Origin of the sequence: Streptomyces sp. FH025, assembly GCF_017427025.1 — a bacterium.
GTDB lineage: Bacteria > Actinomycetota > Actinomycetes > Streptomycetales > Streptomycetaceae > Kitasatospora.
This window is the reverse complement of record NZ_JAFLNG010000185.1, coordinates 1-11,867: the sequence shown is the minus strand read 5'-3', so window position 1 is coordinate 11,867 and position 11,867 is coordinate 1. Positions and strand designations below refer to the sequence as shown.

General features: G+C 72.7%; 13 protein-coding genes. 6 read left to right on the top strand and 7 right to left on the bottom strand.

Features of this window, described 5'->3' with window-relative positions:
- On the bottom strand, window positions 1–1,637 hold a 1,637-nt coding region (locus J0670_RS15675), incomplete at its 3' end, for a fumarate hydratase (protein ID WP_207812177.1).
- A gap of 218 nt (window positions 1,638–1,855) precedes the next feature.
- Here J0670_RS15675 and J0670_RS15670 point away from each other — a divergent pair.
- Together J0670_RS15670 and J0670_RS15665 are read left to right on the top strand one after the other, a co-directional pair.
- A complete protein-coding gene (locus J0670_RS15670; RefSeq protein WP_207812181.1) occupies window positions 1,856–2,557 on the top strand; it encodes a DUF1707 domain-containing protein in 702 nt (233 codons plus the stop codon).
- A 313-nt stretch (window positions 2,558–2,870) separates the two neighbouring features.
- The gene (locus tag J0670_RS15665) at window positions 2,871–3,239 is read left to right on the top strand and encodes a WhiB family transcriptional regulator (RefSeq protein WP_207812180.1); all 369 of its coding nucleotides are present in this window, start codon (window positions 2,871–2,873) and stop codon (window positions 3,237–3,239) included.
- 145 nt (window positions 3,240–3,384) lie between these two features.
- Here the strand turns inward: J0670_RS15665 and glpX are convergent, their stop codons facing one another.
- Window positions 3,385–4,425 (bottom strand): class II fructose-bisphosphatase, encoded by a 1,041-nt coding sequence (gene glpX / locus J0670_RS15660; RefSeq protein ID WP_207812176.1) that lies wholly within the window; start codon window positions 4,423–4,425, stop codon window positions 3,385–3,387.
- A 215-nt stretch (window positions 4,426–4,640) separates the two neighbouring features.
- On the opposite strand from glpX, the gene J0670_RS15655 reads away from it, so the two are divergent.
- A complete protein-coding gene (locus J0670_RS15655) occupies window positions 4,641–5,180 on the top strand; it encodes a DUF4245 domain-containing protein (RefSeq protein ID WP_307806536.1) in 540 nt (179 codons plus the stop codon).
- A 74-nt stretch (window positions 5,181–5,254) separates the two neighbouring features.
- On the opposite strand, the gene J0670_RS15650 is transcribed toward J0670_RS15655, so the two are convergent.
- Together J0670_RS15650 and J0670_RS15645 are read right to left on the bottom strand one after the other, a co-directional pair.
- Window positions 5,255–5,857 (bottom strand): malonic semialdehyde reductase, encoded by a 603-nt coding sequence (locus tag J0670_RS15650; protein WP_207812175.1) that lies wholly within the window; start codon window positions 5,855–5,857, stop codon window positions 5,255–5,257.
- 126 nt (window positions 5,858–5,983) lie between these two features.
- Window positions 5,984–6,241 (bottom strand): exodeoxyribonuclease VII small subunit, encoded by a 258-nt coding sequence (locus J0670_RS15645; protein WP_207812174.1) that lies wholly within the window; start codon window positions 6,239–6,241, stop codon window positions 5,984–5,986.
- A 94-nt stretch (window positions 6,242–6,335) separates the two neighbouring features.
- On the opposite strand from J0670_RS15645, the gene J0670_RS15640 reads away from it, so the two are divergent.
- Window positions 6,336–6,824, top strand: coding sequence for a GNAT family N-acetyltransferase (locus J0670_RS15640; RefSeq protein ID WP_207812173.1), 489 nt, complete (start codon window positions 6,336–6,338; stop codon window positions 6,822–6,824).
- Here the strand turns inward: J0670_RS15640 and xseA are convergent.
- Window positions 6,818–8,080, bottom strand: coding sequence for an exodeoxyribonuclease VII large subunit (xseA, locus tag J0670_RS15635; protein ID WP_207812172.1), 1,263 nt, complete (start codon window positions 8,078–8,080; stop codon window positions 6,818–6,820). The genes J0670_RS15640 and xseA overlap by 7 nt on opposite strands.
- Before the next feature lie 10 nt (window positions 8,081–8,090).
- Entirely contained in the window at window positions 8,091–9,443 is a 1,353-nt protein-coding gene (locus J0670_RS15630; protein WP_207812171.1) for an APC family permease, read from the bottom strand.
- 109 nt (window positions 9,444–9,552) lie between these two features.
- On the opposite strand from J0670_RS15630, the gene J0670_RS15625 reads away from it, so the two are divergent.
- Window positions 9,553–10,527 carry a 4-hydroxy-3-methylbut-2-enyl diphosphate reductase gene (locus J0670_RS15625; RefSeq protein ID WP_207812170.1) on the top strand — a complete coding sequence of 325 codons (975 nt, stop codon included), beginning with the start codon at window positions 9,553–9,555 and terminating at the stop codon, window positions 10,525–10,527.
- Window positions 10,528–10,728: 201 nt separating this feature from the next.
- Window positions 10,729–11,475 carry a polyphosphate--glucose phosphotransferase gene (gene ppgK, locus J0670_RS15620; RefSeq protein ID WP_207812169.1) on the top strand — a complete coding sequence of 249 codons (747 nt, stop codon included), beginning with the start codon at window positions 10,729–10,731 and terminating at the stop codon, window positions 11,473–11,475.
- A gap of 40 nt (window positions 11,476–11,515) precedes the next feature.
- Here ppgK and J0670_RS15615 read toward each other — a convergent pair.
- A partial coding sequence (locus J0670_RS15615) for a DUF6542 domain-containing protein (protein WP_374223109.1) occupies window positions 11,516–11,867 on the bottom strand: 352 nt, incomplete at its 5' end.

Below are 11,867 nucleotides of genomic sequence, written 5' to 3'. Positions count from 1 at the left end.
ATCAGCGGGCCCTCGGTGGTCTCGCGGAAGAAGTCGTTGCCCTTGTCGTCGACGACGATGAAGGCCGGGAAGTCCTCGACCTCGATGCGCCAGACGGCCTCCATGCCGAGCTCGGCGTACTCCAGGACCTCGACCTTCTTGATGCAGTCCTGGGCGAGGCGGGCGGCCGGGCCGCCGATGGAGCCGAGGTAGAAGCCGCCGTGCTCGGCGCAGGCGTCGGTGACCTGCTTGCTGCGGTTGCCCTTGGCGAGCATGACCATCGAGCCGCCGGCGGCCTGGAACTGGTCGACGTAGGAGTCCATCCGGCCGGCCGTGGTGGGGCCGAAGGAGCCGGAGGCGTAGCCCTCGGGCGTCTTGGCCGGGCCGGCGTAGTAGACCGGGTGGTCCTGGAGGTACTTGGGCATGCCCTCGCCGGCGTCCAGGCGCTCCTTGATCTTGGCGTGGGCGATGTCGCGCGCGACGACCAGGGTGCCGGTGAGCGAGAGCCGGGTCTTGACCGGGTACTTGGACAGCTCGGCGCGGATCGCGGACATCGGCTGGTTGAGGTCGACGCGCACCACGTCGTCGTCCAGGTGCTCGTCGGTGGTGTCCGGCAGGTACTTCGCCGGGTCGGTCTCCAGCTGCTCCAGGAACACGCCCTCGGCGGTGATCTTGCCGAGCGCCTGGCGGTCGGCGGAGCAGGAGACGGCCATCGCGACCGGCAGCGAGGCGCCGTGGCGGGGCAGTCGGACCACGCGCACGTCGTGGCAGAAGTACTTGCCGCCGAACTGGGCGCCGATGCCGATCTTCTGGGTCAGCTCGGTGACCTTGGCCTCCAGCTCCAGGTCCCGGAAGCCGTGGCCGGTCTTCGCGTCGCCCGAGGTCGGCAGGTTGTCCAGGTAGTGCGCCGAGGCGTACTTGGCGGTCTTGAGCGCGAACTCGGCACTGGTGCCGCCGATCACGATGGCCAGGTGGTACGGCGGGCAGGCCGCGGTGCCGAGCGAGCGGATCTTCTGCTCCAGGAACGAGAGCATGCTCGCCTCGTTCAGGATGGCCTTGGTCTCCTGGTACAGGTACGACTTGTTGGCGGAGCCACCGCCCTTGGCCATGAACAGGAACTTGTACGCGTCGCCGTCGGTGGCGTACAGCTCGATCTGGGCCGGCAGGTTGTTGCCGGTGTTCTTCTCGTCCCACATGGTCACCGGGGCCATCTGGGAGTAGCGCAGGTTGAGCTTGGTGTACGCGTCGTACACGCCGCGCGCGATGGCGGACTCGTCCGCGCCGGAGGTCAGCACGTTCTGGCCGCGCTTGCCCATGACGATCGCGGTGCCGGTGTCCTGACACATCGGGAGGATGCCGCCGGCCGAGATGTTGACGTTCTTCAGCAGGTCGAGCGCCACGAAGCGGTCGTTCGGGCTGGACTCCGGGTCGTCCAGGATGCGGCGCAGCTGGGCGAGGTGCGCGGGGCGCAGGTAGTGCGAGATGTCGTGCATCGCCTCGGCCGTGAGCAGCCGCAGCGCCTCGGGCTCGACCTGGAGGAAGGTGCGACCGCCGGCCTCGAAGGTGGAGACACCCTCGGAGGTCAGCTTGCGGTACGGGGTCGGGTCAGCGCCCAGGGGGAGGAGGTCGCTGTACTCGAAGTCTGGCGTGGGAGCCATCGGGGCGGTCCTTAGCTATCCAGTGGTCCGGCTGCGTCGGCGAAGCACCATCCAGGGTAGGACCCGGCCGGGGCGGGCCTGCGGACAGGTCAGCCTTGCGTGACCGGGCTCACTCGGGCAGGAGTGCGAGCGACTAGTCTTGGCCCGTGAACAACACGCCGGACAACTCGCCGTCGCAGGACGATCCGGGGCAGCCGCCGGTGCCGGCGCCCATATCGATGACCAAGCCCGAACTCCAGCCGAAGCCGCAGTCGTCGCACGCCCCGGTGGCGGAGGCGGAGATGCGCGTCTCGGACGCCGACCGCGAGCGGATCGCGGAGCTGTTGCGGGACGCCTACGCCGAGGGCCGGCTGGACGCGGACGAGCACGCCGAGCGGATCGGGGCCGCGTACGCCGCCAAGACCTTCGGCGACCTGGTGCCGCTGACCCGCGACCTGCCGGCCCACCGCTCGGTCTCCTTCGCGAAGCCGCCGCTGGACGCCCCGGCCCCGGCGCCGGCGCCGGCCGCCGCGCGGCCGCCGATGCCGCCCGCGCGCCACGAGTCGCCGTCGGTGGTGGCGATCTTCGGCGGCGCGTCCCGCAAGGGCCGCTGGCGGGTGGGCGCGCAGCTGACCGCCTTCACCGCGTTCGGCGGGGTGGAGATCGACCTGACCGACGCCGTGTTCGAGTCCCCGGAGGTGGAGATCACGGTGACGGCGATCTTCGGCGGGGTCGAGGTCCGGGTGCCGGAGAACGTGACCCTGCTCGGTTCCGGGGTGGGCATCTTCGGCGGCTTCGACGTCCGGGAGCAGACCGCCGCGGATCCGTACGCTCCGGTCGTCCGGGTCAAGGGCCTTGCGCTGTTCGGCGGTTGCGAGGCCAAGCCGCGCCGGGGCAAGAAGCTCAAGGAGTGGGTGCGCAAGCAACTCGGCACCGACTGATCCGGGTTGACCTGCGGAGCGCCCGGCCGGGAATCAACTCCCGGTCGGGCGTTCGGTGTTGCGTCCGGTGCACTCCGTAGTCGATTGCGTGCAGTGTGCATGAATCGCGGCCGGGCGGGGTAGTTCCTTCCGCACATCGCTTCTTGTACGGCTGCGCACCGGAGGCGGCCCAGGGGTCGGTCCGGGTCAGGACAGCGGGGGCTCGCAGCCGGGCAGGGGAGCGTGGTTCCCCGTGTCCGAGAGCCTCGTCAGGAGTACGGCAGTGCTGCATCCGATCGAGTCCCGCACCACCTCGCCAGCCGCCGCGCAGCTGCTGGAGCGCCGTCCGGCCGTCCGTCCGCAGCCCCCGGGCGCGTCCGCGGGCACGGCCGCCGCCGAGGACAACCCCTGGCACACCGGCGCGGCCTGCCGTCGGGACGAGGTGGGGCTGTTCTTCGCGCCGTCGAAGGAGCCGACGGCGGCCCGGCTGTCGCGCGAGGAGCAGGCCAAGCAGGTGTGCGCCCGCTGTCCGGTGCTGCTGGAGTGCCGGGAGCACGCGCTGGCCCAGCCGGAGCCGTACGGGGTCTGGGGCGGGCTGACGGCCGCCGAGCGGCGGGTGGTGCTGGCCCGGCGCCGCCGTCGGGACACGGAGCTGCGCGAGGCGGCCCGGGCGGGGGTTCCCCGGCGTCGGATAGCCGGGTGACGCCGGGTCGAAGACCCGGTCGGCACGGCGGCCGGAACGCAACGGGGCGCGGCCTCGGCGGAGGGGGATTCCGCCGAGGCCGCGCCCGAAGCCGTTCTGGGCCACTACGGGCCGTTACGGGCCCTTCCGAGCCGGACGGTGCCGGTCAGTTGGCGCGGTCGAAGTCGATCGCGCTGTAGGCCCGCAGCTTGGACAGCTTGTGGGTGGAGTTGATCTCGCGGATGGTGCCGCTCTTGGAGCGCATCACCAGCGAGCTGGTGGTGGCGGTCTCCGAGCGGTAGTGCACGCCGCGCAGCAGCTCGCCGTCGGTGATGCCGGTGGCGACGAAGAACACGTTCTCGCCGCTGACCAGGTCGTTGGTGGTGAGCACCCGGTCCAGATCGTGCCCGGCGTCCAGGGCCTTCTGCCGCTCGGCCTCGTCCTTGGGCCACAGCCGGCCCTGGATCACGCCGCCCATGCACTTCATGGCGCAGGCCGCGATGATGCCCTCCGGGGTGCCGCCGACGCCCATCAGCAGGTCGACGCCGGTGCCCTCGCGGGCGGCCATGATGGCGCCGGCGACGTCGCCGTCGGAGATGAACTTGATCCGGGCGCCCGCCTCGCGGATCTCCCGCACCAGGCCGTCGTGGCGCGGGCGGTCGAGCACGACGACCGTGACGTCCTCGACGGCGCTGCCCTTGGCCTTGGCGACCCGGCGGATGTTGACCGCCGGCGGGGCGGTGATGTCGACGAACTCGGCGGCCTCGGGACCGGCCACCAGCTTGTCCATGTAGAACACGGCGCTGGGGTCGAACATGGTGCCGCGGTCGGCGACGGCCAGGACGGCCACCGCGTTGTTCATGCCCTTGGCGGTCAGCGTGGTGCCGTCCACCGGGTCGACCGCGACGTCGCACTCGGCGCCGGTGCCGTCGCCGACCCGCTCGCCGTTGTAGAGCATCGGGGCTTCGTCCTTCTCGCCCTCCCCGATGACGACCACGCCGTTCATCGAGACGGTCGAGACGAGGGTGCGCATGGCCTTCACGGCCGCGCCGTCCGCGCCGTTCTTGTCACCGCGGCCGACCCACCGACCGGCGGCCATCGCCGCCGCCTCGGTGACCCGGACGAGCTCGAGCGCGAGGTTCCGGTCGGGAGCCTCGGGCGCGACCTCCAGGGCACTGGGAAGGTGGTGCGGGTACTGCGTGGACATCGTCGTTACCTCTCTGTACGCGACGACCAGTGAGCGCCCGACTACTGCCAGGTCGAACGCCGTGGTGAGGGTATTGCGATCGTATCTGCCCATGACATGACTGTCTGTGGCGCGGGTCGCCGCCAGGTGGCGAAAACGGCCGGTTCGTCCTGCTTCACCCGTACGTGGCGACCCCGGGTGGACCCGCCGGAATGTGGATGAGTCACCATGTGGGGGTGGCTGCAGAGAGCAAGGGCATGAGGGGTCGGCAGACCGTACGGGACATGGTCCTGTCGATGCTGGCGGTCGGTTTCGTCGTCTGGATCGGGTACCTGTTCCTCCCGCACGACGCCGACAGCGACCCGGTGCACGTGGTCGAGTACAAGGCGGCGGCGGCCTCGGCGAAGCGCGCCGCGCCGTACCCGCTGCTCTCCCCGGACGGCCTGCCCGACAAGTGGCGGGCCACCTCGGTCGGCTACACGCCGGCCGACCTCAACAGCGCGGGCGGCGGCAACGCCTGGCACCTGGGCTTCGTGACGCCGTCGGGTCAGTACGCGGCGGTCGAGCAGGCCGACGTCCCGCGCGACAAGCTGCTCGGCGGCAAGGTCACGGGCGGCCGGCCGGACGGCACCTCGGAGGCGGCCGGGCGCACCTGGGAGCGGGTGCAGGGCGACAAGGACCGCGCGCTGGTCGAGCAGACCGGCTCGGCGACCACCCTGATCACCGGCACCGCCTCCTACGAGGAGCTGGCCGAGCTGGCCCAGGCGCTCAAGTAGCGCCGGGCCCCGCGCACGCGGAAGGGCCCGCACCGGACGAACCGGTGCGGGCCCTTCGCCGTCGCGGGGAGCGATCAGACCGTGGTGACGACCTGGTCGTACTCCAGGCGCGGGGAGCGCGGGAACCAGGCGTCCTCGCCCGGCTTGCCGATGTTGACCACGGCCAGCACCGAGTGGTCGCCCTCGCCGAAGAACTCCTTGTTGATGCCCTCGGCGTCGAAGCCGGTCATCGGGCCGGCGGCCAGGCCGGCGGCGCGCACGCCGATGATGAAGTACGCGGCCTGCAGCGCGCCGTTCAGCGCGGCGGACTGCTCACGGACGCCGCGCTCCGAGAAGAAGACGTCCTTGGCCTGCGGGAAGTGCGGGAACTGGCTCGGCAGCTCCTCGTGGAACTCGTTGTCGGCGGCCAGGATGGCGACCAGCGGGGCGGCCGCGGTCTTGGCCTTGTTGCCGTCCGACAGGTGCTGCACGAGGCGCTCGCGGCCCTCGGCCGAGCGGACCAGGACGACGCGCAGCGGCTGCTGGTTGAAGGCGGTCGGGCCGTACTTGACCAGGTCGTAGATGGCCTGGACCAGCTCCTCGGAGACCGGCTCGTCGGTGAAGGTGTTCGCGGTGCGGGCCTCGCGGAACAGCAGGTCCTGAGCGGCGGCGTCGAGTACCAGGGCGTCGGTGGTCATGCTTCTGCACCTCATGCGGGAGGGGGGTTCGTCGGTATGACCGGCCGCGGCCGGTCACTTCCACCAACATAGGTGAAGATTCAACGATTCCCCAAGCGATTGTGACCTGCCTCACGCTCCGCGAGGTCACTCGCCGCCCGGGCCCGTGTCCTCCTCGGCGGCCAGCGCGGCGTCCAGCCGGGCCCGGGCGCCGTCCAGCCAGCGCTGGCACACCTTCGCCAACTGCTCGCCGCGCTCCCACAGGGCCAGCGACTCCTCCAGCGACGTCCCGCCGTTCTCCAACTGCCGGACCACCTCCAGCAGCGCGTCCCGGGCGTGCTCGTAGCCCAGCGCGTCGTCCGGGGTCGGCGCCGCCGCGTTCTGCTGTTCCTGCTGCTCTGCCATGGGTGCCAGCGTAGGGGCTGGCACCGACGGAACCGCCCCCGGTGCGCCGAAACCCGGGTGCGGCGGGCCGCCCGGCGGGGCTAGCCTCCGCCGCATGAACGACGTCCGACCCGCCGTCCCGGCCGACGCGGCCGAGCTCGTCCGGCTGCGCAACCTGATGTTCGAGGCGATGCCCGCCATGGCCGCCCTGGCCGGCCCGGGGCCCTGGCAGGCCACCGCCGAACGGGTGCTGCGCGAGCGCCTGTCCGTCCCGGCCGAGGAGCTGACCATGCCCTCCTTCGTGGTGGACGACCCGCAGCGGCCCGGCCGGCTCGCCGCCTGCGCCGTCGGCACCCTGGAACAGCGGCTGCCCTCGCCGGGCAACCCGGACGGCCTGTTCGGCTTCGTCTTCAACATCTGCACCGACCCCGGCCACCGGCGGCGCGGCCACGCCAGGGCCTGCACCGAGGCGCTGCTGGACTGGTTCGACGCCCGCAAGGTCGGCCGGATCGACCTGCACGCCAGCAGTGGCGGCGAGGCGCTCTACCGCAGCCTCGGCTTCGGCGAGCACTCCACCGCGCTGTCCCGCCAGCGCTCCTACTGAGCCTCCGGCCGCCGCGGTTCGACGGGCTGCCGCGGTTCGACGGACGGCCGCGGTTCGACGGTGACGCCGAAGCCGCCGCCCGCCACCCGGGCGTGCAGCCCCTCCCCGGCCGAGACCTGCGCCGGATCCGTCACCACCGTGCCGTCCGCCCGCTGCAGCACCGCGTAGCCGCGCTCCAGGGTGGCCGCCGGGGAGAGCGCGACCACCCGGGCCAGGGTGTGCCCCAGGTCGCTCTGCGCGTGGTCCAGCCGGTGCCGCAGGGTGCGCCGCGCCCGCTCCAGCAGGCCGTCCACCTCCTGGCCGCGCCCGTCCAGCATCCGGTGCGGGGCGGCCAGGGACGGGCGGCTGCGCAGCCCGTCCAGCCCCTGCCGCTCGCGCTCGACCCGGGCCAGCACGTGCCGGCGGGCGCGGTCGCGCAGCTGGCGGACCTTGGCCAGCTCCTCGCCGACGTCCGGAACCACCCGTTTGGCCGCATCGGTCGGGGTGGAGGCGCGCAGGTCCGCGACGAAGTCCAGCAGCGGCTGGTCCGGCTCGTGCCCGATCGCGCTGACCACCGGCGTGCGGGCGGCCGCGACCAGCCGCACCAGCCCCTCGTCCGAGAACGGCAGCAGGTCCTCCACGCTGCCGCCGCCGCGCGCCACGATGATCACGTCCACCTCGGGGTGCTCGTCCAGCTCCCGGACGGCCGCGCTCACCCGCTCCACCGCGCTGACCCCCTGCACCGGGACGTTGCGCACCTCGAAGCGCACGGCCGGCCAGCGCCGCCGGGCGTTCTCCAGCACGTCCCGCTCGGCCGCCGAGCCGCGCCCGGTGACCAGCCCGACGCACTGCGGCAGGAACGGCAGTCGCCGCTTGCGCTCGGCCGCGAACAGCCCCTCCCCGGCGAGCCGCCGCTTCAGCTGCTCCAGCCGGGCCAGCAGCTCGCCCAGACCCACCGGCCGGATCTCCGAGGCACGCATCGACAGCTGTCCGCGCGCCGCGTACCACTCCGGCTTGGCGTGCACGACGACCCGCGCGCCCTCCTGCACCACGTCCGCGACCTGGTCGAACACCGAGCGGAAGCAGGTCACCGTGAGCGACACGTCCGCCTGCGGGTCGCGCAGGGTCAGGAACACCACGCCCGCCCCCGGCCGGCGGCTGAGCTGGGTGATCTGCCCCTCCACCCACACCGCGCCGAGCCGGTCGATCCAGCCGCCGATCAGCGCGGAGACCTTGCCGACCGGGAGCGGCGCTTCGGGGGAGCTGGTGTTGGCCATGCGTACGAGGTTAGTGGCGTCCGCCGACAGGAACCGTCCTCTGGACGGCGAGCACCACCAGGCCGACCGCCAGCCAGACCGCCCCGACGAGCTGCGCGGTCGTCGACGCCTCGTAGACCACCGCCCCGATCACCGCGATCCCCAGCACCGGGACGACCACGTGCCGCAGCACGTCCCGCGAGCCGTGCCGGACGGCGTACCAGCCGACCACCGAGGCGTGCAGCAGGGCGAAGGCGGTCAGCGCGCCCACGTTGACCACCGAGGTCAGCTGGTCCAGCCCGTCGTCCCGGTTGGCCGCCCAGACGGCCGCCGCCATGGTGATCACCGCGGCCGTCAGCAGCGCCCGGCGCGGCACCGCGCTGCCCGCGTCGACCGAGCCGAGCAGGCGCGGCAGCCGCCCCTCCCGGCCCATCGCGAAGACCAGCCGCCCGGCCGCCGCCTGCCCGGCCAGGGCCGCGAAGGCCGCGCCGATCGCCTTGCTGGCCGCCACCAGCACGTGCAGCCAGTGCCCGACGCCGCTCTCCACGGTGTCGTAGAAGGCCGAGCCCTGCGCGGCCGGGTCGGCGGCCAGCTGTTGAGGGCCCATCGGCTCCAGCAGCGCCGCCAGGTAGGTCTGCACGACGAACAGCACCCCGGCCAGCGCCAGGCACCACAGCACCGCCCGGGCCACCGCGGCCGAGGCGCCGACCGCCTCCTCGACGAAGGTCGCGATCGCGTCGAAGCCCAGGTAGGAGAGGACGGCCACGGACACCGCGGAGATCACCGCGGTGAGCGAGAAGTCCCCGACGGCGGTGAACGGGGTGTCCCAGCCGCGCCGGGCGCCGTCCTGGGCCAGCACCACCACGGCCGCGACCACGAACACCGCGAGCACCGCGATCTCCATCGCGAGCACCGCGAGGCCGACCACCGCCGCCGTCCGCACCCCGATCAGGTTGAGCGCGGTGGTCACCACCACCGCGAGCGCCGTCCACACCCAGCGCGAGACGCCCGGCACCAGGGAGTTCAGCGCGATCCCGGAGAACAGGTAGGCCACCGCCGGGATCAGCAGGTAGTCCAGCATCGCCATCCACCCGGCGATGAAGCCCGGCCCCTCGCCCAGCCCGGCCCGGGCGTAGGCGAACACCGAGCCGGTCTGCGGCACCGCGCGCACCATCTGGGCGTACGAGAAGGCGGTGAAGCCCATCGCCACGGTCGCCGCCAGGTAGACGGTGGCCACCGCGCCGTGGCTCCTGGCGTCCAGCACCCCGAACACGCCGACCGGGGCCATGGGGGCGATGAACAGCAGTCCGTAGACCATCAGATCGCGGACGCCCAGGCTGCGGCGCAGTCCGCCGGGCGTCGTCCGCCCGTTCACAGAGCTCATAGGCACCACATTTGAGCATTTCCGATCGACTCCGCCCGGAAGGCGCCCGGCGTCGGCGCGGCTGCCCGCCCGGGGCGGTGGGGCTCCCGGCCGCCCGTACGATGGAGCCATGTCCAACACCGCGCAGCGCCGTGTCCTGCTCGCCGCCCCCCGGGGCTACTGCGCGGGTGTCGACCGCGCCGTGATCGCCGTGGAGAAGGCCCTGGAGCAGTACGGGGCGCCCATCTACGTCCGCAAGCAGATCGTCCACAACAAGTACGTGGTGCAGACCCTGGAGAAGAAGGGCGCGATCTTCGTCGACGAGACGGAGGAGGTGCCCGAGGGCTCGATCGTCGTCTTCTCCGCGCACGGCGTCGCCCCGTCCGTCCACGACGAGGCCCGGGCCGGCAAGCTCGCCACCATCGACGCCACCTGCCCGCTGGTCACCAAGGTGCACAAGGAGGCCGTGCGCTTCGCCGACGAGGGCTTCGACATCCTGCTGGTGGGCCACGAGGGCCACGAGGAGGTCATCGGCACCATGGGCGAGGCCCCGGACCGGATCCACCTGGTCGACGGTGCCGAGGACGTCGCCAACGTGCGGGTGCGGGACGAGTCCAAGGTCGTCTGGCTGTCCCAGACCACGCTGTCGGTGGACGAGACCATGGCCACCGTCGGCGAGCTGAAGCAGCGCTTCCCGGCTCTGGTCAGCCCGCCCAGCGACGACATCTGCTACGCGACCCAGAACCGCCAGGTCGCGGTCAAGCAGCTGGCCCCGGAGACCGACCTGCTGATCGTGGTCGGCTCCAAGAACTCCTCCAACTCCGTCCGCCTGGTCGAGGTCGGCCTGGAGTACGGCGCCAAGGCCGCCCACCTGGTGGACTTCGCCGAGGAGATCCGGGAGGAGTGGCTGGAGGGCGTCACCACGGTGGGCCTGACCAGCGGCGCCTCGGTGCCCGAGATCCTGGTCGAGGGCGTGCTGGAGTTCCTGGCCGCGCGCGGCTACGACACGGTCGAGACGGTCAAGACCGCCGAGGAGCACCTGACCTTCTCGCTGCCCAAGGAGCTGCGCCGCGACCTGCGCGCCGAGGCGGCGGGCAAGCTGTAGGCCTGGTTGTGGAGAACCCGGCGCCCCGACGGGGTGCCGGGTTCTCCGTTTCTCCCCGCCGTCCTCCGCGGTCCTCCGTGGTTCATCGCCGCTTCTCGCCGTTCTCCGCCGTTCTCCGCTGTGCGGGTGCAGGCGCCCTCTCGTAGTTTTGTGCACAGGCTGTGGACAAGCGGGTCCCGGCCACGGCGGAGGGTGGACGTGATGACGGCGGTATTCGGCGTGGACATCGGCGGTTCGGGCATCAAGGGCGCCCCGGTCGACCTCGCCCGGGGTGTTCTCGCCGAGGAGCGCCACAAGGTGCTCACCCCGCAGCCGTCCGAGCCCGAGGCCGTGGTCGCCGCCGTGTGCGAGGTGGTCCGCCACTTCGACCACCAGGGCCCGGTGGGGCTGACCTTCCCCGGTGTGGTGGTCGGCGGGCACACCAGAACCGCCGCCAATGTGGACAAGGGCTGGATCGGCCTGGACGCCGAGGGCCTGTTCCGCGAGGCTCTGGGCATGCCCGCGACCGTCCTCAACGACGCGGACGCGGCCGGGCTGGCCGAGACCGCGCACGGCGCCGGGCGGGAACAGTCCGGCGTGGTCCTGGTGCTGACCTTCGGCACCGGCATCGGCAGCGCGCTCTTCGTGGACGGCGTGCTGGTGCCCAACACCGAGCTGGGCCACCTGGAACTGCGCGGCAAGGACGCCGAGCGCCGGGCCTCCTCCGCCGCCAAGGAGCGGCACGGGCTGAACTGGGAGCAGTGGGCCGGGCGGGTCGACGAGTACCTGGACCTGGTGGAGATGCTGTTCTCGCCCCAGCTGGTCGTGATCGGCGGCGGGGTGAGCCGCAAGCACGACCGGTTCCTGCCGCTGCTGAAGGAGCGTGAGGCGCGGGTGGTGCCGGCGGAACTGCGCAACGACGCGGGCATCGTGGGGGCCGCCATGGCGGCGTCCCGGGCGGCGGGCTGACGGACCTGGCCGGGGCGGCGGTTCGCGGCCTCGGTGGACGTCAGCGGGAGCGCTGGATCCGGCGCTGGGCGACGAAGCGGGCGAGCACGATCAGCGCGGCCAGCCCGGTGCCGGAGAACAGCCAGCCGGCCCGCATCGCCAGCCCCGTCGCCAGCGTCACCAGCCGGGCGGTGAGGCCCGAGGAGCTGACCGGCGCGAGCAGCAGCAGCGCCAGCGCGAAGGCGATCGGCCCGCTGATCGGCGCGGCCAGCAGGTCGGCGTAGCGGACCCGGACGGCGAGCTGGAAGCAGACCGCCAGGTAGCCGATGCCGAACAGCCAGCCGAGGTCGCCGAAGAGCAGCCGGTCCAGGCCCGCCACCGCGACCGTCGCCAGTACGGCGAGCACGCCGGTG